The sequence below is a fragment of the Paenibacillus xanthanilyticus genome, from assembly GCF_042682185.1.
Lineage (GTDB): Bacteria > Bacillota > Bacilli > Paenibacillales > Paenibacillaceae > Paenibacillus_Z > Paenibacillus_Z xanthanilyticus.
This window is the reverse complement of the sequence record NZ_JBHUHA010000002.1, coordinates 847,177-871,013: the sequence shown is the minus strand read 5'-3', so window position 1 is coordinate 871,013 and position 23,837 is coordinate 847,177. Positions and strand designations below refer to the sequence as shown.

Genomic DNA, 23,837 nt, shown 5'->3' with positions numbered 1-23,837 from the left:
TCTAGATTCATTAGTAGCGATCGTAACGTGAATATTGACAATTAAAAAGATCCAATCTAGAGTAATTTCAATGTACCAGTTGGCGAATGGAGTCGGTGTGCCATGAATGTTCGAACGGGATATGAACGCTATTATGAGGCTTACGGACGCAAGACGGAGGCGCTCTATCAGGCGATGCGGGACGCGATCGTCAGCGGCCTCGCACAGGAAGGGATGCGGCTGCCCTCCAGCCGGGCGGTCGCGGCCGAGTACGGCCTGTCGCGGGGAGCGGTGAATCAGGCGTACGATATGCTGTATGCCGACGGCTACGTTCGGACGGAGGCGGGCAGCGGAACATTCGTCGCCTATCGCCCGGCTGGCGCCCGCGTTCCGGGAATGAAGGAGAGGAAAGAGAGCGACTCGGCATCCATTCGGCTATCGGCATGGGGCGAGCGGCTGCAGGCGTTCGGCTATGCGGCACAATCGAGCGAAGAACCGCGGCCGCGCATTGATTTCGAGACGAACGTCCACGCGCGGGAGCTATTCCCCGAAGCGGAATGGAAGAAAGCCATGTACGCGGAAGTAAGAGGCGCGGGCGGCAAGCAGGATACGCTGCCGGGCGAAGGCTATTATCCGCTGCGGGAAGCCATTGCCGTCCAGCTGAGGCGCGAGCGCGGCATTTGGGCCGATGCGTCGCGAATCGTGCTGACCAACGGTTCGATGCAAGCGATCGGCTTGCTGGCCATGCTGCTCTTGACGCCGGGCGACGCGGCCGTCATCGAGAATCCGACCTATGCCGGCATCGTCCGCGCGGTGCAAGCGGCGGGAGGCGCGCTTTTGCCTGCCCGCGTGGATCGGGAAGGCATCGTGCCGGAGGAGTGGGAGGCGCGCCTGCTGTTCGTAACGCCGACGCGCCATTTTCCGACCGGAGCGGTGCTGTCTTCGGAGCGGCGCGGGGCGCTGCTGGCTTGGGCCTCTCGCCAAGGAGCCGTCATCATCGAGGACGATTACGACAGTACGTTCCGCTGGAGCGGCCGGCCGAATGAACCGCTCAAGGCGCTGGACCGCGAGGATCGCGTCGTCTATGTCGGCACGTTCTCCCGTACGATGCTTGGCGAACAGCGGATCGGATACGCGCTCTTGCCGGAGCTGCTCGTCGAGCCGTTCCGCCGGGCCAAAATGCTATTCGAGCCGTCGTCCAGCGCGCCTGAAGCCCAGCGGGCTCTAGCCGCATTCATCGCCAGCGGCGCCTATGACCGCCATATCCGGCGCATCCGGCGGGTGAGCGGGCGGCGATTGCACCGGCTTCGCCGCGAGGCGAGCAAGCGGCTGTCCCGCTGGTTCGCGTTCGTGGATACGGACGCCGGGCTGCATCTGTTTGCGTATTGGATCGGTTTGCCGGAGGATTACGATCGGCTGCGGGAGGCGTGCGGGATGAAAGGCATTCGGTGGGCGGACGGATCGCGGTTCTGGGTGGAGCACATGCTGTCGGGCGCGCCCGAATGGGAAAACGTGGAGAGACCGGTTAGCGGAAGGCAAGGTTCGGATACGCGCTGCGCGCTGTTCGGCTTTGCGCATTTAAGCGAGGAGCTGATCGTGGAAGGCGTCGCCGGCATTGAAGCTGCGGCGATCTCGTTATTCGGCGACGGCCGCGAATAGGCGACACGGATGACGCCGTCTTAACGGAGCGTAAAGTATTATCTGTTAAAAAAGCCGCCTGAACGGCGAGCAACCCGTAACAACCGGGTGATCTGCGTTCAGACGGCTTTTCGCGCGTCGCGTTGGGGAAATGGGCTGCGGCTTGTTCTAATTGTCGACCAATACGCCGAGCCGTTCGCCCATCCGCACCTTCAGTCCGACCTTCAAGTCCTCGCGCGGGATGAAGCTGTCGTCTTCGGCGAGGAGCACGACGGTGGACCCGAATTCGAAATAGGCGAGTTCGTCGCCCTTCTCGACTTGGTCGCGGCGCGGTTCAACGTATTTGATACTGCTGACGTTCATGGCGCCAACCTTGACGACGGCCAGCTCGCCCGCCGATGTGCGGATATACGTGATGAGCCGTTCATTGCGGCTGAGCACGCGTTTCATGTGGCGGAGGCCGAACTCGTTAACCGGGTAAACCTTGCCCGGGACATGCTCGCGCTCGACGACGGCGCCGGTCACAGGCGTATGGATGCGGTGATAGTCCGTCGGGCTCAAGTAGAGCACGATATAATAGCCATGCTTGTAGTTCTCGGTGCGCGGCGAACGGTTGAGCAGCTCGTCCACCGTGTAATCCTGTCCCTTCACGTTCAAGATGGTGCCGGCTTCGATCGGTCCCGCGCCCGTAATGAGCGCATCCACGGGACTGGCGACCGCTTCGGCCGCGGCGTCGATGATGCGCATGCCAGGCTTCAGCCTTCGGGTGAAAAATTCGTTCAGCGAGCTATATTCATGCATTGCCTTCTCGGCTTCTTCCACGCGGATGCCGTACATGGCAGCGAATTTCGGTATAAAGCGCCGGCTGGCAGACGATTGCGCGAATCGTCCGGTTATTTGCGAGATCCATTTGCGGGAGCTAAGCTCGGTCATGGATCGGAGCAGCCATTTGGTCATGCCCGTCATTCACGTCCTTCCTATGTTCAAACGCTGATGCTTGCGGTACTTCGACTAGTTTGACATATCGCGTGTGTTTAATCAATACATTCTGGGACTTGATCGTGCGCTGATTGCAAAATCCAATGTTTGGATGTATTCGGAATTATTGGTCGGAACGGCCTCTTCCAAACGGTGCGAAGCCGTCATCTCGACCGGCGTGCGATTCGCTTATGGCCGTCATGTTCGCCTTCGATTGCGGCGAGGTTTGTCCCGTCTTGCTTTTGCCTATGCTGGCTGGTAGAGGTGATCGGCATGGAATGGCTGGTTTTAATCAGCACCGTGATCGGCGGGGCATTGGTTTGGTTATTGCGAAAGTTGGGCGGAGCGTGGCGGTTGGCAGCCAACCTCGCGGCGCTGCTCGCCTATGTCGCCGTCGTGGCGATCGGGGGCGGCAAGGTGATCGAAATCATCGTGGACGACGAGGTGCTCATGACGACGGTGCACGAAATATTTCTAAATGAGTTGTTTTTGGCGGGTGGAGGTTATTTGGCGGTATTCGGCCTTAGCCGGCTGGTGGAGTCGATGTTCAAACGGGCCAGATAGACGCGCGGGCGGGGCTGCATGTTTGAGAGCTACACAAGAATAAGCGGGATAATAGCCGAACTCTGACGGCCTATAGGGAGCCGCCGTTTCCATGCGATGGACAGCTTCGTAAGCTAAACTAGCTAGCTATGCGAGAAGGAGCTGATCCCGACATGACACGTCCTCGCATCGCATTTGTCACGCCAGGCGCTTTCCCGCTTCCTTCGCCGAACGGCGGTTCGGTGGAGCGCGTCGTGGAGAAGCTCGTGTCGCGGCTGGTGCCGACCATTGATGCGACCATCTACGGCCGGACCGGACGGTCGCTGTCCCGAAGCGGGATGCTGAATGGGGCGCGATGCATCCGTTACCCGGCAGCCGACAAACGCAAATACACGGCTCGGGTGCAATCGGCGCTGAAGAGGCTCACGCCGGACATTATCGAGGTGGAGAACCGGCCGATGTACGTGCTGCGGCTGAAGCGCAAGCGGCCGAGGAGCCGAATTTGGCTGCATCTGCATTCTTCCACCTTTATTACCGGCAAAGCCATTACGCGTTCCAACCTGGAACGAAGCTTCGCCCTTGCCGAGCGGATTATCGTAAACAGCGAGTTTCTTCGCGAAGACGTCATCCGCAGAGTGCCCGAGGCGGCCGGTAAAGTCAGCGTCGTCCACCCCGGCGTGGACATCGAGCGCTTCCCGTCCCAGTATACGCCGGAGGGCGCGGCAAGACGCCAGGCGCTTCGCGCGGCGAGAGGCTGGGAAGGGCGAAGCGTCGTCATGTTCATAGGCCGCCTCATCCCCATTAAAGGCGTGCATCACATTCTTCGCATTCTCCCGCGGCTGATCGAGCAGCATCCCTCCGTGCTGCTGGTCATCGTAGGCGGCGCCTTCTATGGCTCGAAGCGCACGACGGCTTACACGCGCAAGCTGCATCGGATGGGGGCCAAGTTTCGGAAACACGTCCTATTCGTCCCCTATGTGCCGCATACGGAGGTGCCCGACTGGTTCATCGCCGCGGACATTGCCGTCGTGCCTTCCGCGAATCGGGAGGCGTTCGGGCTCGTCAACGTCGAAGCGATGTCCTCCGGCTTGCCCGTCGTCGCCACCCGCGCAGGCGGAATGAAAGAAATCATCGAAGACGGGGTGACCGGCTATCTCGTCTCTCCGGAGAACGTCGAATTGGAGTTGGAGCAGCGTTTGCTGGAGCTGATGCGATGCGACGACCTGCGCCTTTTGATGGGATTGAAGAGCCGGGAACGGGTGGAGAACGCGTTTACGTGGGACCACTCCGCCCAGCGCTGGTTGGCTTTGCTGCGGGAGAGCGGATTCAGGCACGTGTAGAATTGTTGCAGGTTAGAAAGGCTCTACATGGCGCACGTATATGCGACTCACTCATTTTGGGTCTTGCTTCCAATATGGGCGTGCGTTATGATGAGAGGAACATAGGTACATCGTTATAGGACTACGGACAGGAAGCACCTGCTGATAGGCTCGAGTTGAGCGTATTGGCAGGTGTTTTTTGTCATTATATGTCGCTATAGGAAAGAAGTGGTGGTAGAATGTGATGGAGGATTTTGAAAGAGATTTGTATGGAAGTCGTAGATTGCGGGCTTGGAGCATTCGGGCGTTGAACAGCCTCGGTGTTAAGGCTCTAGGCAGCGGCGGAAGGGGGATCCGAGTTAAGAAACTTTGGCGGACGGCTGTGACTTCGATTCTCCTCGCGGTATCTATCGTGTTCATGTCCAGTGCGGGGGCTGCGCCGCGGTCGATAATGCTGAACGTAGACGGGACGCATATGCCCGCGAGTTCAGTAGCCGAAGGGCCTTACATCAACAAGGATGGGCGCAATCTTGTTTCGCTGCGTCATGTGCGATCGGCATTGGATGGCGTTCGCGTCAGTTACGACGAGAAGACGAAACGTGCTAGATTGACATCGGTCTTGCACGAAATCGAGGTGCCGGTCGGCCAGAAGTATTTAGTTGTGGATGGGAAGAAAATGACGATGGACACGGTTGCGTCTGCGCGGAACGGCGTTACCTATTTGCCCGCTCGGGCGATCGGGGAGGCGTTAGGGTATAAGGTGCAGTGGTATGCGCGGACGGGGACCGTGTACTTTATTTCCGCGAAGGAAAATAACTATGCGCGGTATCGGCTGGTCCAGGCGAAGCCGCTGCCGGTCACGGTCGCGGTGGGGGATTTCAGCGTCAAGGTTAGCAAATTCGAAATTTACCCGGTTGATTCGGCCGAAGCCAAAGAACTGCAGAAAAAATACGAACTTTCCAATTTTGGAACGCCCTATTATCTGGCCAAAGTGCAGCTGACATTGAGCAACCAGACTGACAAGAGCATCGGCTTTGACTACCAGGACTTCACGACGAAGTTTGCATTTCGGATCAATAGCGACAAGAAGGTTGCACTCCCCGCCATGTCGGTCAAGAAGGAGTATCTACAGGCTTTGAATAGCCCTAACCTACTTATGGCTTGGCGACTTGAGCCAGGAAAGAGTTTGACAAGCACTGCCGCCTTTGTGCTCACGCAGAAGAATATTGATTCTATTGATTTTATGGTCGAGGTGAATGGCGGGAAAGCAGCTGCTTTACTCGCTCAACTTGGGAAATAGGCGTCTGCCAGGACGTGGCTTAATACGCGTTAACTACATAACGCGGTTCTTCGGAAAAAGAGCCGCTTAATCGAGAGGATGAATTCTATGAGGAAATCTTTGAAATCGATCGCCGCGGCCGCCCTGCTCACCGCAACTATCGGATCGTTTGGGGCCGGTCAAGCATCGGCAGCCATCGTCAGCTCCGATATGCCGGTAAAAGTGCTATATAATGCTCGGCAAATTTCCGGGGACGTCGGTCCCAAAGTAATCGATGGCGCTGTACTTGTTCCAATTCGTTTCATCAGTGAAAAGATGGGCGCAACAATTATGCTAAGCGGAAATGACGTGACAATTTCTAGCGGCAAATCAGTTGTGAAAGTCACGATCGGATCAAAGACAGCAATTGTAGACGGGAAAAGCAAAACTTTGAATGCTGAGGTTATTTCTGAGAATGGACGCACTTTAGTTCCCCTGCAAGCCGTCGCCGGGCTTGGAGTGGCAGTTGAGTGGGACAGCCTCACTAAATACGTTTGGGTAGGCAGCAAGGATGTTCCCGAACTAAAGGACGTAGGCTCTAAACCAACTTCTCTTAAACCGTATATTAGTTATTACAAAAATGACGACTGGATGCTTAAATTAACCGAGCCAGCCACAAACACAGTCACGATTATTGAACAAAATGCATTTCCTTTTAAAATTGGTAATCGAATCTTCTATAGATATGATATTTCTTTCGGAGCCAATAATGAAAAATACATCAAGGCAACAACCACCGATAAAGGAATCATGGTGACACCACTTTACTTCATGACAAATGACGGAAAACTCCTGTTCAGAGACGCATTAGATAAACTTCGAATATCAAATGGAGATTTTAGGACTCATTTTTACCCGATTATTTCGGAAAGAGATAAATACCTTCTCAACAATATCAACTACAAGAGTTTCACAATGAACCAAGTTAGCTACATTCAAATTTTTGCAACTTTCGATAGCTTTATTTACTTGAGAAACCCATGGAGGTAATTAGGTCTTGATTAGGAAAAAGACACAGAAGAGATACGCGATTCTCATCATTTGTATCTTAGTGGCCGGATTACTTATGGAGGCGATCCCTGGGCTGAATTTTTTTGTCAGGGCAGCTTCCTCGGTTGGCAGCAATGCCATGGTTACTCCCGTTTCTCTTATAGAAGTCCCTTACAACAAACCGCCCACCTCGAGATACGCCGTTGGTTTTATGTCATACGAAATTTGGAAAAACTCCGCTGGTGAGTGGGTAAGCAAGAGACCTGGCGAACCTGCAGAAATGAGCTACACATATAACTTTAGTTTTCCCGGCAGAACTGTTCGTGACGTACAGATCAGAGCGTTTTCACCCACTTCAGATGGCTATGTTTTTACGAAATCTCGCGGGGAAGATTATAGATCATACGCTCAGTATGTCGGAAGCTCATCCGATCCAAGTATTGCTTCAAACAGCAAGAAAGGTATAGGCACGAGCAATATTTCATTCACCGCTCTTATCGACGGTGTATTAAACGCCAAAAATCCTGTAGATGCAATTGAAGGTGAACATGACAAGTTCGATCCTGATGTGGAAGCATGGCGCTATCTATACCCAGTAGTGTTTGAATTTCAACTTGATGGATTCCTAGAAGTCCACCACTTCACTACAGACGGCGTCAATATCGACGATCTTTTCACCGGCCAAACGGATACCAATTCAAGGGCCATGGAGGTGAATAAACCCTATACCGCCGCGCCCGGAACAAACTCGAAGTATACATACGTCGGGTACAAGGAACAAAATGAAACTGCCCCTTCCGGCGGTTCTATACTTGAAGGTAAACCAAGCTCATTTACCTACAATGGGACGTACGACACAAAGTACATCACCTTCTACTACGAGACCGGAGGGGCGGTCGACGTTAAACACCTCACGACAACCGGCGCAAGCCTCGATCCGGTTCCATTTAAGAACCACGTCGATAAGCTAGCAGACGGCCAATCGTATACAGCGTCGATTCCGAACGCCAGCGGGTACCAATACGTCGGCTATCGTAAGACGACCACCGGCACAGAACCAAGCAAAAGCGGCCCATACACCAGCGGGTCCTTCGGTACATTCACGTACAATTCCGGCGATTTTCAGCGCATGCATCTGCATCTCGTCTACGAGGTCGTAAGCGATGCGCAAATCAGCATTCGTCATATGGTCAGGGCCGGACCGACAGGTACATACAAAATGGAGAGAGAAGAGATTAAACCCATCACTTCTCTTCCCTACTCCGAACAATTCAATGCCCATTCACAGTATGGATCGGTTAACGGTTCAAGCTTGTCTTATATCCGCTACGATGACACCGTCGGCACCGGAGACAAGATCAACGTGAGTCTGAGCACCACACAGAAGAAAGCATACGTCTCCTTCTACTATCAGCATGCGCAAAGCTTTACGGGAGACTTCGATGTCGTGCCAGAGACGATCGCGTACAAAGACTCGTTCAAGCTGCATCCAAAGGATGTTCAATTGAACGGCTGCACCTACATTTCGCATTCGTTTAAAATCGAACGCAGCGGCACATGGACTGGTCCAAATGTCGTCGGCCAGACCACGGACTCCACCTATTCATTTAGTGATTACCCTTGGGTGATTGGGGTCGGCTACCATAGCGTCTATATGAAAATCAAAACTAGCTGCGGCGAAAGTAACTGGATCGGCCCGAAGGGCTTGAACGTTACCGGACCGTCGAAAAACGGCCCGCCGACATTCAAAATCGGCTTCACGCGGCCAAACGATACCAAGACGGCCTTGCATGAAGTCGTCGCCGGTACAACGCTGGACCTTGTCTACCTCGAAGATCCATCCGTGCCGACCCCGAACGATCCGGATGGCGACCTGATGTCCTTTATGGGGTTCGACTTTGCTGCAGGCAGTGCATTCATCCAGTCGATCCCGTCCAATAGTATCGAATACGTAAACGGGCAGCATGGCATAAAAATGGACGTCACTGGCTGGCATAACGTCTGCGGACAGATGCAGGATCAGTGGGGCCTATCTGCCACAGCATGTACGTATATCAACGTCGTACCGCCGAACCCGGTTCCGATCATCGGCTGCCCGGCTGCCGTCATTGAGAATCATCCGATCCCGGACAGTGCATTCGACGCGAGCCGCAGCTATAGCCCGCTGAAGATTAGTATCGATCATACGCGGGACGAATGGATCAACAAGAAAACCGAGGGCTATTACAACGGCACATCGTCCAATGTTACCGTGACCGTCGGACTCCATGTGTACGACGCGAACGGACTCAAATCCCTTGAGCCTGCTTATTGTACGATTACCGTCAAACCGGACTTGCCGCCTGTCGCCAAGTTAGGCGTTCCTCCCGTCGCGATCCGCGGCGAGGTAGCAGAAATTCTTAACCGTTCGACCAGCCCGGATGGCGATCCGATCACGCAAGCGGAGTACAAATACAAGTACGATGCCAACAACAATGGATTTGCCGATGATATATGGCAATCGCATACAGGTACGCTAGTGAAAACGACGTTTACTCCTTCGAAAGTCGGGAAGTACCTTTTCTACGTGAAGGTTACGGAGGCTTACGGGAAATTCGACGATACAGAAAATGAAGTCGCAAGCTCATTGACAATGGACGTCGTGAACCAAGCCCCGGAAGTCAGCTTCTCGATGGAAGGGAAGAACCCGAACCCGGATCTTGATGGGTACACCGAGCTGACGCCTGCGCAAATGCTCAATCAATCGCTTTATATTACGAACACGAACAAGCCAGTCTATAACAAGGCTAATCTTTGGGAAGTCCAAGGAAAGAAGCTTGTCGGCCTGGAAGGCCGGAATTTCGGGCCACAGGACATTAAAACCTATCGGATTAGTCGAACGGTATATGGAGGCAACGGAAGAACCTATGACTCCTATGAAACCTTGGTAATGGCGGATAATGGCTACGGGCCAAACCGACTTTCACCATGGCGTTCACAAGTCGGAAATACCCATACGTTCTCTTACCCATTGGTTGACCCTGCTACTAAACAATTTTTCCAGTTCAGCGGGTATGATACTTATAATGGTGAAGGGACTCTCTTCTCCAACAAGAAATATGTGTATTTCAGTACCTATCAATCTGGTCGGGAACTAGACGGAACGTACACGTATGAAACGAAAATTTATGCGCTAGACCCCAAAAAACTGAGTCCGGTTAAAACCATCATTGGAGGATGGGGTACGTTTACGAGGGAATATACAAACGGCAGTCCGTTTGTATTTGTCATCAATAAAAATGAACCCTCGTCCAAGAGAATGCCATTTAAAGATTCCAGCGGGCGTGCAATAGAGGTCTATATGACGCCATCGTATTTTACCGATTGGAAGCTGGCCGATGGATATATATACGCCAAAAGGAGCTGGGATGGCAAATACGATGGTCAATCCTACTGGTACAGTGAAATCGTCGTCTATGACGCGTTCACGGGCAAACAAGTGCGCAGTTCCATGGACAATCCGGACTTTTATGCGCAGTTGAAAAAAATGCTCACGGACAACGGAATTCCAGATGGGGGAGGCGTCGGAGTTTTAGAACGAGCCACGGGCACAGGAATTGTCGTTCAAAACGCTATTTCCCAAGCAAAGCCAGGGCAAGTATTCCAGTACCGATTTCGAATAAACGCAGACCTTACCTTTACCTTTTTAAGTAAACAACTTGCACCTGCTGCTAAGGGTGAATATGCAAAAAACAACATGAGTTCAAGCGATATGCAATTGAGGTACGGAGGATACTCCCCATTCTTCGATGCAGCCGGAAACATGTATCAGTATGAGGGGTATACGCCTTGGAGTGGCAGCTTGCGCGGTGTACCCGATCTCAATGTGACCAAGTACGATGCAACCGGAAAGCTGGTATGGCGTGTTTACTTAACACCTTTGCACCCGCTTCACAATAATTTACCAGGCCCTACTTTAGATGCGACCTTTATGAGCGTCTTTTATCAGTCGATTGAGTCCATTCCATCCTTAATGCTTGATCCGATTACTGGTGAGTTATATGCCAAGTATTACTACGATTATTACCCCTCCCAGGGACAAGTCATTCCGAACGCCATGACGGAGTTAAAGGTGATCAACACGGCTACTGGCGGGGTGATCAAGACCATTAACGATTTTAGCCATGCGGATGAGCTATCCCAACATTATGATTACACAGGCGGTCCTAATAATCGTCTCGGCCCGAAGTACTTCATGGACTGGAGCGGAAAAAGATGGGGCGGTCAAAGCGCAACCGTCACGATTGAGGGCAACCGTACCAATCGGGCAAATCAGCCTGATGGCTATGACCTTGGTGTACAGCGGGGCTACAATGAGATTTACGATCAGGGCGGGAATACCATTGGACGAGCAGGCGCTCCAGCCGGTTTTAGCCCGCAAGTATTCGGCGAATACGTACAGGACGGGGTGTTTGCCTCCTTCTCGGGAGCGCAATGTGACGGCTGCTACAGTCCGCAAGATTTGGTCAATCTCAATATTTCTGTTGGACCACCATCCACGACGCCTGCAATCGTCAAATCGTTCACGAACGGCCAGTTTTATTCATCGACATCATCGACCCTGAAAGACTTTGAAGCGCGGTTTGCGTTTAACATCCGCGACATCGACTATGATCAGGAATGGTTCGGCTATTCCTTCCGCATGAGCAGTCCGACGCAGCGATACGCGGTCGAGAGCGACGGGCGATCCTTGGCGCTGGCGGTGTATCAATCCGGCATCCGCACGGTGCTGGACAGCGTACCGTATCCGTTTCAAAGTCAAAAGGACTACGTGCTGAAAGTCCGGGCGGCCGGCGAGGAACTCGAAGTTTTCCTGAACAACACGCCGATACTGGCAGCTAACGACGCAACATACGCCGAGGGGAAATTCGGCTATTTCAGCGACAAGTCATATGTCACCTTCGGCAGCATTTTCTACAAGACGCTTGATCGCAGCTCGCCATGGTCCCATGCTTACGCCATCTGGGAAGAAGGCGCGGCCAAGGCGGACATCCAGTACAAGGATATCGTCTTCGCCGATCCGGAGAACGATCCGGCCGCGGGCGGGCAATACGACTGGTCGGTGCGGCATACGGCGCGGTTTATCCACCATCAGGGCGTATCCAAGCTTCACGGCAAGACGTTTGCCAACGCTCAGCTTGCCTTTGACGCGGTCGGCGATTACGCGATCCAACTTCGGGCGAAGGACGATCCGAATCCCGATTATTTATTCCCAAGCACCGTATTCGGCAGCTACCGGAAATCCTCGAATACGTTCGAGCAGACGATAACCGTCCATCGGCGGCCCATCGCGGATTTCAGTGTGCAGCAAGGGGAAGAGGGGTACATCGAATGGACGGACCGCAGCCGCGACCCGGACCGCTACTGGAGCGCTTCGGACTACTCCTTGGAAAATACGGGCATTGATTACAGGCTTAATCGCGGCATCGTGGAGAAGCGGTTTTATTACATTTCGCCCGGCGGCACCTACGCGGCCAAGAAGCTTACGACACCTGCGGAGACAGGCATATACGAGATCGGCATGGCCGTGAAAGACGAATACGGAGCATGGAGCGAATACGATGTCGAGTACATCTCCATCGGCAGGCTGCCTGCTCCGGATGACCCGCCGATCCCCGGATTTACGGCGAATCCGGTCGAGACGCACCGCGGCGCGGTTGTTACATTCTCCTCTTCTGCATCGGATAAGGAGGATGGCGGCAGAGAACATATCGCGCATGCCTATTATGTGTCGAAGCTGGGGGCCGAAGAGAATGAAGCGCTGCAAAGCACGTCCCGCACGACGTGGACGAAGGCGTTCTCGACGATGGGGACTTTCCGAATCCGTCAGGTGGTCGAGGATTCCGCCGGCCAAGACGCGGAGATGACCAGCCAGGTGACAATTGTGAACCGTCCGCCAACGGCGCAGGTGACGGACCCGGGCAGCGCGAATGCGTCGGCGCCGACCGTGGTGAAGGAGCTGCGTCCGCGGTTCATATGGACCTACGGCGATCCGGATGCAGATGAGCAGTCGCAATTTCAGCTGCGAATCACGCGGCAGGACGGTGGCGTGATTGCCGATACGGGCGTTCGCTCGGGCGTCCAGCAGCAGTTCGTGCCGACGGCGGATCTGCCGGAGAACATCCTGCTGAGCGTGAACGTGCGGGTGTTCGACGGCTTTGATTGGAGCGTTTGGAGCTCGCCGAAATTTTTCACGATCATCACGAACGATCCGCCGGAGGGAGACTTCGGCTGGACGCCTAGCCCCGTCTACGAAGGGGATGTCGTTCAGTTGACGCACGCGCTGACCGATCCGGATGACGATCGCTTGACGCTAAGCTATCGCGTAACTGCGCCCGGTGGCCAGCTGTCGACGTATTCCTTCGAGACCAGCCCGCCGTATTCGACGGCCGGACCTTCCTTCAAGGCGGTTCAGCCAGGAAATTACACGGTCGTGCTCTCCATCTCGGATGGCCAAGCGCCGCCCGTCCTGGTCACGAAGACGATCCCCGTCCTTCCGCTCGGGCTGTCGGGCGCGGTCCGGCACACGCCGGAGTGGGACAACCGGCGGCGGGCTTACAACCTTGCGAAGAGCGGCAAGGAGAATGAGCCGCGGGGAGCGCACGTGTTTTGGGCCGGTGAGAAGTTCGTGCTGCGCGCCCAAACGACGGCGACAGGGACCCTCACGACGGCCGACCGGGTGGACGTGACGCTGAATGGATCGACCGTCCGGTTGACGGCGGATAACCCGGCCCGAACCGCATGGAGCGGCGAGTTGTGGGAAAGCGGATTCGAGGACTTGGCGGACGGGCCGCTCGCCTTCGTTTTCCGCGTCCAATACAGCAACGGTACAGTGAAGACGGTCTCCGTGCCTGTCCAGATCGCGGGCAACGTCAATCAAACGTACGGTGTTCATCGCAAGCAATAGGCGGCTGCGGCAGGAAGAAAAAGGGTTGACAGTATATTTAAGCACGGGGTATAGTCGTACCATGAAATCCACTAGGGGCGCCCATCCGGGCTGAGATAAGGCGAATCACGCCTTGGTCCCTTCGAACCTGATCTGGGTTATGCCAGCGTAGGAAAGTGGGAATGTGCGTGCGAATTCGTCTTGCCTGTCCGCAGCAGCGTCCTTTCGGCGTGTTGCGGGAGCAGCAGGTGTGGACTATTCCTCTTCGCGGCCAGGGACGTGCGACGTCCGGCTTGCGAACAGGTGAACCGCGTGAACAGACCGCTCCTTCGCCGGAGCGGTTTTTTTGTGCGCGTAGCGAATCGGACATACCCGCGTGGGCGAATGGGCCACTTCGGAGGAGTCCTCGAGCCATCGCGCCGCGCACCGCAACGGCCGAAGCGAGAATTCGAGATCTTGTACGGCGTCATCGCGCTGCTGATTTTCCGTATGCAAGCGGAGCGGCGATGGAGATGCGCTTCATTTCTCGATTAAGGATCTGATATCACGTCGGGCACATTCGCGCCTGCCCGGCTTTTTTGACTGCTGATCATGCCTCCTAGGGGATTTCTCATCCACGCCTAGGAGGTTTTTTATTATGCCAATCTTGACAACCCCGCTGCCAGGCAGCCGGAAAGTATATGTACAAGGAAGCCGCGCCGACCTTCGCGTACCGATGCGCGAGATCGCGTTGTCGCCTAGCTCCGTGCGCGGAAGCGAAGAAGCGAACGAACCGATTCGAGTGTACGATGCGAGCGGTCCATACACGGACACGGATTACGAAGCGGATATTCGCCGCGGCTTGCCGGCTTCGCGGCGCGCTTGGATCGAGGAACGCGGCGACGTCGAATCGTACGACGGGCGCGAAGTGAAGCCGCTCGACAACGGCTTCCGCTCGGAGGAGACCGCGGTTAAGCGCGGCGCCGAGCTGTTCCCGGGTCTGGCCCGCAAGCCGCTGAAAGCCCGCGAAGGACGCAATGTGACGCAGCTTCATTACGCGCGCCAAGGCATCGTGACGCCGGAGATGGAATATATCGCGATTCGCGAAGGCATGACGCCGGAGTTCGTCCGCAGCGAGATCGCGGCCGGACGCGCGATTATTCCGGCCAATATCAACCACCCGGAGAGCGAACCGATGATCATCGGGCGTCACTTCCACGTGAAGATCAACGCCAATATCGGCAACTCGGCGGTCGCCTCCTCGATCGAGGAGGAAGTGGAGAAGATGACGTGGGCGACCCGCTGGGGCGCGGACACGATCATGGATCTGTCGACGGGCAAAAACATTCACACGACGCGCGAATGGATCATCCGCAACTCGCCCGTGCCGGTCGGCACCGTCCCGATCTACCAGGCGCTTGAGAAGGTGGACGGCAAAGCCGAGGATCTCTCGTGGGAAGTGTTCCGCGACACGCTCATCGAGCAGGCGGAGCAAGGGGTCGATTATTTCACGATTCATGCCGGCGTGCTGCTTCGCTACATTCCGCTCACGGCGAAGCGGGTGACCGGGATCGTCTCGCGCGGCGGCTCGATCATGGCGGCGTGGTGTCTGGCGCACCACAAAGAGAACTTCCTGTACACGCATTTCGAAGAAATTTGCGAAATCATGAAGCGCTATGACGTGTCGTTCTCGCTGGGCGACGGTCTCCGTCCGGGCTCGATCGCCGATGCGAACGACGAGGCGCAATTCGCGGAGCTGCGAACGCTGGGCGAATTGACGAAGATTGCCTGGAAGCACGACGTCCAGGTCATGATCGAAGGACCGGGGCACGTGCCGATGCACTTGATCAAGGAGAACATGGACCTTCAGCTGGAGCTGTGCGACGAGGCGCCGTTCTATACGCTCGGTCCGCTGACGACGGATATCGCGCCGGGGTATGACCACATCACGTCCGCGATCGGCGCGGCGATGATCGGCTGGTTCGGCACCGCGATGCTCTGCTACGTCACGCCGAAGGAGCACTTAGGGCTGCCGAACAAAGAGGACGTGAAGGAAGGCGTCATTACATACAAAATCGCCGCCCATGCGGCCGATCTGGCGAAAGGGCATCCGCGCGCGCAAATTCGGGACAACGCGCTGTCCAAAGCCCGCTTCGAATTCCGCTGGCGCGATCAGTTCCATCTGTCGCTCGATCCCGAGCGGGCGATGTCCTACCATGACGAGACGCTGCCGGCCGAAGCGGCCAAGTCGGCGCATTTCTGCTCGATGTGCGGGCCGAAGTTCTGCAGCATGCGCATTACGCAGGATATCCGCGACTATGCCGAGGCGAACGGGCTGCACACGGAAGAAGCGGTGGAGGCCGGTATGAAAGAGAAATCCGACGCCTTCAAGGCGGCGGGCAGCAGTATCTATGCGTAAGCCGGAGGAGCAGCCGCGCTGGCCGGACCGGTATTCCCGGCAAACGCGGTTCGCGCCGATCGGCGAGAGCGGGCAGCGGCGCCTTGAACAAGCGGGCGTGCTGATCGTCGGCTGCGGGGCGCTCGGCGCCTCGCTGGCCCAACATATGGCGCGCGCGGGTGTCGGACTCGTACGAATCGTCGACCGCGACTACGTCGAGCCGAGCAACCTGCAGCGGCAGGTGCTGTTCGACGAGCAGGATGCGCTGGAATCGCTGCCGAAGGCCGTCGCGGCGGCCCGCAAGCTTCGCCTGATCAACGGCGAGATCGAAGTGGACGCGCGCGTGCAGGACGTGACGAACGCGAACGTCGGCGAACTGCTGGAGGGCATGGATGCCGTGCTGGACGGGACCGACAATGCGGCGGCTCGGCTGCTGCTGAGCGAACATGGCTTCCGGCGGGGCATCCCGTTCTTCTACGGAGGAGTGGCCGGCTCCCAAGGAATGAGCGCGTCGCTCGTTCCCGGCGCCACCGCTTGCTTACGCTGTCTGATCGGGGGCGGCGAGTCGGATTCGGGAGCGGACACCTGCGATACGATCGGCGTCATCGCGCCGGCCGTGGAGTGGGTCGCCGCGCTGCAGGCAGCGGAAGCGCTGAAGTGGTTGAGCGGGCGACGCGAAGCGCTGCGGCGCACGTGGCTGAGCGGGGATCTGTGGCATTTCCGAGTCCGGGAGTCGGCGCTTCCTTCGCCCGCGCAGGGGTGCGACATTTGCGGCGGCGCGCAAGCGGCGGCAGAACGCGGAGGCGATGCGGACAATTCGAGAATTCGCGGCCGCAATGCAAAGGGTGCGCGCGACTCGCGGCAGGCCGCCTTTCATTTGACATCGTTATCCCTGAATCGATCCGGCCCGCTGGCAGAAGGCGAGCCCGTTCATCACGGATTTCGCGCGCAAACCGCGGTTTTATGCGGCCGGGATACCGTTCAGGTCACGATGGAAGAAGGCATCGGTCTGGATTTGGGCGAGGCGGAGCAATGGCTGGCTGCACGCGGCTGCGAAGTGACGAGCAATCCGTATTTGGTCAAGGCGGCCATGCCCGAAGGGGAGAAGCTGGTCTTGTTCCCGGACGGCCGGATCCTGGTGCAGGGCACGCAGGACCCGGCGCGCGCGACAGCGCTGTGCGGGGCGTATCTAACCGGCATGCGGGCAGCGGCAATCCTGCGCTGATGGAGAGGAGAAGAAGAGCATGAGGAGCAAGGGATTCGACTTTGGCTTGTATGTCATCACGGGCGAGAACTATCATCCGGGGCGCAAGCTGGAGCAGGTGATGGAGCAGGCGCTGCTCGGCGGCGCGGATATCGTGCAGCTGCGGGCGAAAGACGCCCCAAAACGGGAGGTGTTGGCCCAAGCGCGCATGCTTCGCGACTTAACGGCCCGCTACCAGGTGCCGCTGATCATCAACGATCATCTGGACATCGCGCTGGCAGTATCGGCGGACGGCGTCCATCTCGGCCAGGAGGATTTGCCGCTGGCTGAGGCGCGGGCGATACTGGGACCGGACAAAATTATCGGCATCTCGACTCACAACATTGCGCAGGCGTTAGAGGCGCAGGCGGGGGGAGCCGATTACATCGGCGTCGGTCCGGTCTTCCCGACCGGCACGAAGCCGGGACGGCAGGCGGTAACGACGTCTTACGTGAGGGAGGCGGCCGATCGCGTCACGATTCCTTTCGTGGCGATCGGCGGCATCACGCTGGACAATGTGGACGCGGTGCTCGAGGCGGGCGCCAAGCGGATCTGCGCCGTGTCTGCCATCGTCGGCAGCGCGGATCCCGCCGAGACGAGTCGGGCGTTCAAGCATCGGCTTCGCGCCTTTGCGGCGATGGCTATGCCGAATCCGGCGTCCAAGCAAATCCGGGTCAACGGCCGCGACGAATGGACGAACGCCGGGAGCGTGCAGGAGCTGGTCGGCCAGTATGGGCTCCAAGACGCGCGCATCGTCGTGGAATTGGACGGGGTTATTTTGTCGCGGGAAGCCTGGGCGCGGACGCAGGTGTCCGAAGGCGCGCAGCTGGAGCTGGTGCATTTTGTGGGAGGAGGTTAAAACGTCATGATCGAAGCAAACGTCAATATGGATCCGCTCGTCATTGGGGGCAAACGGCTGCAGTCCCGGTTTTTCCTCGGCACGGGGCGGTTCCCTAGTCCGGCCGTGCTGCAGCTCGCGCTTGAAGCGTCCAAGGCGGAGGTCGTCACGTTCGCGGTGCGCAGAGTAAATCTGGACGACGCGCGGGACGATTCGATCTTGCAGCATATGCACGAGCGCGAGCTGACTTATCTGCCGAATACGTCGGGCGCGAATAACGCGGACGAGGCGGTTCGCATCGCGCGGCTGGCCCGGGCGGCGGGACTCGGCAGTTGGATCAAGGTAGAGATCAGCGCGAATCCGCGCACGCTGCTGCCCGACCCGCTGGAGACGCTGCGGGCGACGGAGCGGCTGGCGGCCGAAGGGTTCGTCGTGCTGCCGTATACGTCGGACGATCCGATTCTGTGCAAACGGCTGGAGGAAGCCGGCGCGGCAGCCGTCATGCCCGGCGGCGCGCCGATCGGGTCCGGCCTCGGAATATTGAATCCGTACAATATCGGGCTGATCGCCCAAGAGTCGCGCGTGCCGGTCATCGTAGACGCCGGCATCGGCTCCGCGGGCGACGTCGTGCAGGCGATGGAGCTCGGGGCGGACGGCATTCTGGTCAACACGCCCGTCGCCAAAGCGCTGGATCCGGTCGGCATGGCGCAGGCGATGCGGCTCGCGGTCGAAGCCGGCCGGCTGTCGTATTTGTCCGGGCGCATCCCGAGACGCCAATATGCTTCGGCAAGCAGCGAGGCCGAGGGCATATCGAAGCCGGGATTATCCGTCCATGATGGCCATGGCGGCAATCCGGCACGGGACGTGAAGCTGGACGCAGCGACAGCAGCACAAGGCGAGAACGCCGCGCGAGAAGCCGCCGTCGCGATGGCGAGCAACCTCAGACAGCATGCGGCCGAACCAGCCGAAGCGGGGAAGGGGCTTGGCGGAATTGGCTGAGCGCGTCATCATATTGGGCGGCGGCATCATCGGCCTCTCCTGCGCGTTCGAAGCGCTGCGGTTAGGGTATGACGTCACGGTCATCGAGCCGGAGGCGTTCGGTGGCCAGGCTTCGGGGGCAGCGGCGGGGATGCTCGCCCCGTTCACGGAAAATCCCGAGCAGCCCGATCCGTTCTTCCGTCTGTGCCTGGAAAGCTTGAACCTGTACCCGTCATGGCTGGCCGACATCGAGGCGGTGTCGGGCTGCCGCGCCGACCTGCTGCAGACGGGCAGCTTGACGGTCGCGCTGCATGAAGCGGATCTGCTGCCGCTTCAGACGAGACTGGCATGGCAGCGGTCTTGCGGCTCCGGCGCGGAGCTCGTCGAGGGCGAACGGCTGCGCCGCATGGAGCCTCAGCTTGCGGCAAGCGCGCTTGCCGCCGTGTATACGCCGGAGGAGAGCCATGTGTACGCGCCCGCGCTCGTCGCCGCGCTGGAGGAGGCTTGCCGCAAGCTCGGCGCGCGCATGGTCGATCATGCCGGCGGCATTCAAGCGCCCGATCTGTTCGCCGCGGGAGGCATACGCATCGAGACCGCCGCTTGCGGCAGCTATGACGGCGATCGGTTAGTCGTCTGCTCGGGCGCCTGGGCGGGGCATTATGCGGCCTCCTTCGGCTTTCCGATCCCGGTGCACCCGATACGCGGCCAAATCTGTTCGTTCGACGTGCCCTTCGGAGAAGTGCGTCATATGGTGTTCTCCTCGCAGGCATATTGGGTGGGCAAACGGAACGGGACGCTTGTCTGCGGCGCTTCGGAAGACGTGGCGGGTTTCGACCGGACGGTCACGGAGCGCGGCATTGAACGTCTTGTACGCTGGGGCCCTCGGGTGCTGCCGTTCTTGGATGGCCGGGAACCCATCGACCGATGGGCGGGGCTGCGCCCGGCGACTCGGGACGGCTGGCCGCTCATCGGCCCGATTCCGGGTCGCGAGGACGTCATCCTCGCAGCCGGACATTACCGCAACGGCATCCTGCTAAGTCCCGCCACCGGCGCGCTCGTCGGCCGCATGCTCTCGGGCAGCGCGCAGGCTGAAGAGGCGCGCCCATTCGCGCCGGATCGGTTCGCCGTCTTGCAGAGGAGGGGAAGAGAATATGCGGGATTTCGATAATTGGGCGGCTTCAGCCCGTAACCAGCATGGCCAATTGTCTGGCCTGGCCGGGACTTCGGCAGCAGGCGGTCAATATGCGATTCAGCTGCCTCAGGACGTCGAGCCGCCGGCGGGGCGAGAGCCTGAAGCTGCGTATGCCGGCATCCGAGAACCTATCGCGTATTCCGCCGAGCTGACGGGCTGGCCGCCCCGGGTGCTTACCATCGCGGGCTCCGACAGCGGAGGCGGGGCTGGCATCCAAGCGGATTTGAAGACATGCCAAGAGCTGGGCGTCTTCGGCATGAGCGCGATCACGGCCGTGACGTCGCAGAACAGCCGCGGCGTGCATGCCGTCTATCCGATGCAGGAGGAAGCCGTCCTCTCTCAGATCGACGCGGTGCTCGGCGATATCGGCGCGCACGCGGTCAAGACGGGCATGCTGTATTCGAGCGATATCGTCAAATCTGTCGCTTCGAAGCTGGACGCTTACGGCATCCGCAAGCTGGTCGTCGATCCCGTTCTCGTGGCCAAAGACGGCTCCCCGCTGTTCCGGCGCGACGCGGTGAACGCCTTGCGTGACGAGCTGCTGCCGCGCGCGCTCGTCGCGACCCCGAATTTGCCGGAGGCGTGCGAGCTGCTCGGCATGGAGGAGAGCGCGATCCGATCCGTCTCCGACATGATGGAGGCAGCCAACATGCTGCTTCGGTTCGGTCCCAAATACGTCCTGCTTAAAGGCGGTCATCTGGAGGATGAAGCGTTCCGGGGACTGGCGATCGACGTGTTGGCCGGAGGCGACCGGTTGGCGGGAACGGAGCCGCTAACGCTCAGCGGCCCCCGTATCGCGACCCGGCATACGCACGGGACCGGCTGCTCGACGGCCGCGGCGATCGCCGCTTACTTGGCGCGCGGCTTCGAGATGGAGCATGCCGCGCGGGCGGCGAAGTGTTTCGTCGCCGCGGCGATCGCCCGCGCAGTTCCGCTCGGCGGAGGGATCGGTTCCCTATGGCATGCCGCGCACCGGGAGCCGGCGCACGGCCTCCAGTAAGCCAGGGCAGGCGTCAACAAATAAACCTCCGGCCCGTTCGCACCGGGCGGGGGTTTATTGGCCGTTCAAGCGGAGCGCGGCCGCCCTCGCGAACGGCTAAGGGTCGGTGACCGCGCCTGTCCTGTCGTCCGGCCCACTCGGGCGCTAGTCCGGGATATCCTGGCTGAGATGGATGGGGCCGGTCCGCACGACCCGGACGATCATCTGCGCGAATTGCTCCGGCGTCTGCTGCATCCCGGTCTCCAGCCAATGCTGAAGGAAGCCGAGATTGGCGGCCGACACGTAAGCGATCAGAAAATCGTACGGGATGTTCAGCCTCGCCTCCTCCACCCGCCATAGCGGCAGCAGCTTGTCGTAGAAATTCTCCTTCAGCAGCTGGACGACTTGGTCGCCGAAGAAGGAATCGCCGCCGGGCCCGAGCAGCAGACGGAACAGATCCGCGTGATCCGCGATGTACGCGAACAGGTCGACCAGGCTCTGGTCGGTTTCGTCGACAGCCGCTTTCCGGATCAGACCGTTCACGTCGAGGGTAATGACTTGTTCCCGCAAGCCTTGCAGAAACGCCATTTTACTCTGATCCAGCATATCCGGCACGTCTTTGTAGTGCAAATAGAAGGTGCCCCGGTTGATCTCGGCCCGCTGGGTCAGATCGCTGACCGTTATCCCCTCCAGTCCGCGTTCCTCGATTAATTCCAGCAGCGCCTTGTGGAGCAGCTGTTTCGTGCGTTCTTTTCTCCGATCGATACGTTCCGCCATACCGTGTAACCTACCTTCCTGCCCCTAAGCAAGGAGCGAATCGTCAGGGACTTCAATATGTTAACCTTTTCCATAACGAGCGCCGATCATGCGTCTCCCCGGCCCTTACTGCTTACCGCTCGCCAGCGCAGCATGCAATAGCGCACGAGAATGGCCAACAACACGAAACCGAGCAAAGAATACGCGTGTCTCCAACGATGAATCTCGAATAACCCGAGACGGATGAAAAGCGGTTCGATAACATAGGAGAAACACGCGGAGAGCGCAAACGCGCCGAGTAGATAGGCCCGCCAAGTAGAAGCAAACTGATACACGCACGCGAAGGAGAGCGGGATGACGCTCATATCCGCGGGAAGAAAAGGCGGCACGGTGGGCAGCAGCTTGTCGGGATACCCCCACAGAAGGAGATAGCTGCCCCAGACATCGCCGAACATGGCGATGATGCTCCATGCGAATACGCATGCGAGCAATTCCAGCGTGCGGGAGGGCACGCGGATCCATCTCCACCAGATGATCCAAGGCAAAATGGTGGCGGCCAGCAGAAACCACCAGTGGAGCGAAAGGAAATCGTCTTGATACCAGTGGTCGAGCGTCACTTCTTTATATTCATTCCGGATTTGATTGACGGCTTCGTGGGTCGGCTGCATCCTCCATCATCTCCTTCTCGTTAACGTGGTCAAAATATGGAAGGGTTATGCGCCGTTTGCTTCATTTAATTGACAGTGATAATCATTATCACTTAAAATAATGCTGTTCCAGAGGATAGCTTGCATTGAACTGCTGGACCTTCGTTCGGCGAGCATGATCCATGCGGAGATAACTACCCTTCGGCTTACGATCTTACGTCCGAGAGGGATCACGATATACGGGCGAATTACGCCATACCAAACGCCTTTTGAGCGAGGAGTGTCAATTTCATGCTGCCGAATTTCAATCGAAGCTGGCAGCCGCAATCGCGGCCGCTTCATTTTTCATCCGTTAAAGTACAAGGGGATCGCTCGCTAGTCGCGGCGTCGCCGGGCAAAGGCGTATACCATCGCAAGGAACACGGCGAATGGCAGCGGATGTCCGACGGGCTGCCGTCCGAATCGATGGTTCATCGGCTGCAAACGATGGATCGTCGGCTTTACGCGTGCACGAGCAAAGGGCTGTACCAGCTCCAGGACAACCGCTGGGTGAACGGCGATTTGGAACAGGCTTGTTATCAATATAAAGAAGAGTGGGGCTCCGCGTTCGCCGCGACGGACGACGGATTGTTATATCGCAACGGCGGCGAGTGGAGGCAGTCTGCGTACAAACGGATGATCGTATACGATTTTCTGTTCACGCCGGAGTATCTTTATATCGGTCTCGAAAGCGGCATCGGGATGTACGACCGCATGACGGATCAATGGGCCGGTTTTCCGCTCGGCTCGGGCGTGACCAGCCTCGCGGCCGACCGGACGCGATTGATCGGCGCGACGGATAGCGGCGAGCTTGTCATGAGCACGGGACGCGGCGGCTTCGAACGGATTCGTTTCGGCGATATGTTCGTGTTCAGCGTCGTCTCCCGATTGCCGCATGTGTACGTGTGCACGGATAAAGGATTGTTCCGGGTGGGCAGGCTGGGGGGCCGTCTGACCCTCTTCTCGCTAAAGCCCGGGCTGCCGGTGACGGACGTGGATTGGCTCGGTTCCGACCTGTACATGGCGACCCTGTCGAAAGGGATCCAAACCATGCGCGCGTAACGTTTTTGCCGCCGGATGCGAAACTCCAGTGACCTG

At 57.9% G+C, this 23,837-nt stretch carries 15 protein-coding genes, 1 pseudogene and 1 riboswitch; of the genes and pseudogenes, 13 read left to right on the top strand and 3 right to left on the bottom strand.

Annotation, left to right across the window (positions count from 1 at the left end):
• Positions 1–102: 102 nt before the first annotated feature.
• On the top strand, positions 103–1,638 hold the full coding sequence (gene pdxR / locus ACFSKT_RS20880) for a MocR-like pyridoxine biosynthesis transcription factor PdxR (RefSeq protein WP_377718287.1): 1,536 nt from the start codon (positions 103–105) through the stop codon (positions 1,636–1,638).
• A 147-nt stretch (positions 1,639–1,785) separates the two neighbouring features.
• On the opposite strand, the gene asd is transcribed toward pdxR, so the two are convergent.
• Positions 1,786–2,574, bottom strand: coding sequence for an archaetidylserine decarboxylase (asd, locus tag ACFSKT_RS20875; protein ID WP_377718756.1), 789 nt, complete (start codon positions 2,572–2,574; stop codon positions 1,786–1,788).
• Between the two features lie 294 nt (positions 2,575–2,868).
• On the opposite strand from asd, the gene ACFSKT_RS20870 reads away from it, so the two are divergent.
• The 11 genes and pseudogenes from ACFSKT_RS20870 to thiD all read left to right on the top strand — a co-directional run bounded on the left by ACFSKT_RS20870 (position 2,869) and on the right by thiD (position 21,318).
• Positions 2,869–3,159 carry a hypothetical protein gene (locus ACFSKT_RS20870; protein WP_377718288.1) on the top strand — a complete coding sequence of 97 codons (291 nt, stop codon included), beginning with the start codon at positions 2,869–2,871 and terminating at the stop codon, positions 3,157–3,159.
• A 152-nt stretch (positions 3,160–3,311) separates the two neighbouring features.
• A complete protein-coding gene (locus tag ACFSKT_RS20865; protein WP_377718289.1) occupies positions 3,312–4,478 on the top strand; it encodes a glycosyltransferase family 4 protein in 1,167 nt (388 codons plus the stop codon).
• Between the two features lie 223 nt (positions 4,479–4,701).
• A complete protein-coding gene (locus ACFSKT_RS20860; RefSeq protein ID WP_377718290.1) occupies positions 4,702–5,757 on the top strand; it encodes a copper amine oxidase N-terminal domain-containing protein in 1,056 nt (351 codons plus the stop codon).
• Positions 5,758–5,844: 87 nt separating this feature from the next.
• Complete coding sequence (locus ACFSKT_RS20855) at positions 5,845–6,765, top strand: copper amine oxidase N-terminal domain-containing protein (RefSeq protein WP_377718291.1); 921 nt, start codon at positions 5,845–5,847, stop codon at positions 6,763–6,765.
• 7 nt (positions 6,766–6,772) lie between these two features.
• Positions 6,773–13,711, top strand: coding sequence for a glycoside hydrolase family 78 protein (locus ACFSKT_RS20850; RefSeq protein ID WP_377718292.1), 6,939 nt, complete (start codon positions 6,773–6,775; stop codon positions 13,709–13,711).
• A gap of 63 nt (positions 13,712–13,774) precedes the next feature.
• Positions 13,775–13,882, top strand: a riboswitch (TPP riboswitch).
• 445 nt (positions 13,883–14,327) lie between these two features.
• Positions 14,328–16,088: a phosphomethylpyrimidine synthase ThiC gene (gene thiC / locus ACFSKT_RS20845; protein ID WP_377718293.1), complete on the top strand. Its 1,761-nt coding sequence runs from the start codon at positions 14,328–14,330 to the stop codon at positions 16,086–16,088.
• Complete coding sequence (locus ACFSKT_RS20840) at positions 16,081–17,292, top strand: ThiF family adenylyltransferase (RefSeq protein ID WP_377718294.1); 1,212 nt, start codon at positions 16,081–16,083, stop codon at positions 17,290–17,292. Before thiC ends, ACFSKT_RS20840 begins: the two co-directional genes overlap by 8 nt.
• A gap of 19 nt (positions 17,293–17,311) precedes the next feature.
• Positions 17,312–18,169, top strand: a complete 858-nt coding sequence (thiE, locus tag ACFSKT_RS20835; RefSeq protein ID WP_377718295.1) for a thiamine phosphate synthase — start codon at positions 17,312–17,314, stop codon at positions 18,167–18,169.
• A 6-nt stretch (positions 18,170–18,175) separates the two neighbouring features.
• A pseudogene (locus ACFSKT_RS20830) lies at positions 18,176–18,952 on the top strand (thiazole synthase); the annotation flags it as partial.
• A gap of 178 nt (positions 18,953–19,130) precedes the next feature.
• On the top strand, positions 19,131–20,294 hold the full coding sequence (gene thiO / locus ACFSKT_RS20825) for a glycine oxidase ThiO (RefSeq protein WP_377718296.1): 1,164 nt from the start codon (positions 19,131–19,133) through the stop codon (positions 20,292–20,294).
• Complete coding sequence (thiD, locus tag ACFSKT_RS20820) at positions 20,278–21,318, top strand: bifunctional hydroxymethylpyrimidine kinase/phosphomethylpyrimidine kinase (RefSeq protein ID WP_377718297.1); 1,041 nt, start codon at positions 20,278–20,280, stop codon at positions 21,316–21,318. The genes thiO and thiD overlap by 17 nt, the downstream gene beginning before the upstream one ends.
• 144 nt (positions 21,319–21,462) lie before the next feature.
• Here the strand turns inward: thiD and ACFSKT_RS20815 are convergent, their stop codons facing one another.
• Positions 21,463–22,074: a TetR/AcrR family transcriptional regulator gene (locus ACFSKT_RS20815; RefSeq protein ID WP_377718298.1), complete on the bottom strand. Its 612-nt coding sequence runs from the start codon at positions 22,072–22,074 to the stop codon at positions 21,463–21,465.
• Positions 22,075–22,160: 86 nt separating this feature from the next.
• Positions 22,161–22,721, bottom strand: a complete 561-nt coding sequence (locus tag ACFSKT_RS20810) for a CBO0543 family protein (protein ID WP_377718299.1) — start codon at positions 22,719–22,721, stop codon at positions 22,161–22,163.
• A gap of 270 nt (positions 22,722–22,991) precedes the next feature.
• Between ACFSKT_RS20810 and ACFSKT_RS20805 the strand changes: the two genes are divergently transcribed.
• The gene (locus ACFSKT_RS20805) at positions 22,992–23,801 is read left to right on the top strand and encodes a beta propeller repeat protein (RefSeq protein ID WP_377718300.1); all 810 of its coding nucleotides are present in this window, start codon (positions 22,992–22,994) and stop codon (positions 23,799–23,801) included.
• Positions 23,802–23,837 lie beyond the last annotated feature (36 nt).

Excerpts from the sequence above, each read along its gene's own strand:
- thiD (WP_377718297.1), top strand. The coding sequence starts at position 20,278 with ATGCGGGATTTCGATAATTGGGCGGCTTCAGCCCGTAACCAGCATGGC.
- thiC (WP_377718293.1), top strand. The coding sequence starts at position 14,328 with ATGCCAATCTTGACAACCCCGCTGCCAGGCAGCCGGAAAGTATATGTA.
- ACFSKT_RS20870 (WP_377718288.1), top strand. The coding sequence starts at position 2,869 with ATGGAATGGCTGGTTTTAATCAGCACCGTGATCGGCGGGGCATTGGTT.
- asd (WP_377718756.1), bottom strand. The coding sequence starts at position 2,574 with ATGACCAAATGGCTGCTCCGATCCATGACCGAGCTTAGCTCCCGCAAA.
- ACFSKT_RS20805 (WP_377718300.1), top strand. The coding sequence starts at position 22,992 with ATGCTGCCGAATTTCAATCGAAGCTGGCAGCCGCAATCGCGGCCGCTT.
- ACFSKT_RS20855 (WP_377718291.1), top strand. The coding sequence starts at position 5,845 with ATGAGGAAATCTTTGAAATCGATCGCCGCGGCCGCCCTGCTCACCGCA.
- ACFSKT_RS20815 (WP_377718298.1), bottom strand. The coding sequence starts at position 22,074 with ATGGCGGAACGTATCGATCGGAGAAAAGAACGCACGAAACAGCTGCTC.
- ACFSKT_RS20860 (WP_377718290.1), top strand. The coding sequence starts at position 4,702 with ATGGAGGATTTTGAAAGAGATTTGTATGGAAGTCGTAGATTGCGGGCT.
- pdxR (WP_377718287.1), top strand. The coding sequence starts at position 103 with ATGAATGTTCGAACGGGATATGAACGCTATTATGAGGCTTACGGACGC.
- ACFSKT_RS20810 (WP_377718299.1), bottom strand. The coding sequence starts at position 22,721 with ATGCAGCCGACCCACGAAGCCGTCAATCAAATCCGGAATGAATATAAA.
- ACFSKT_RS20840 (WP_377718294.1), top strand. The coding sequence starts at position 16,081 with ATGCGTAAGCCGGAGGAGCAGCCGCGCTGGCCGGACCGGTATTCCCGG.
- thiE (WP_377718295.1), top strand. The coding sequence starts at position 17,312 with ATGAGGAGCAAGGGATTCGACTTTGGCTTGTATGTCATCACGGGCGAG.
- ACFSKT_RS20865 (WP_377718289.1), top strand. The coding sequence starts at position 3,312 with ATGACACGTCCTCGCATCGCATTTGTCACGCCAGGCGCTTTCCCGCTT.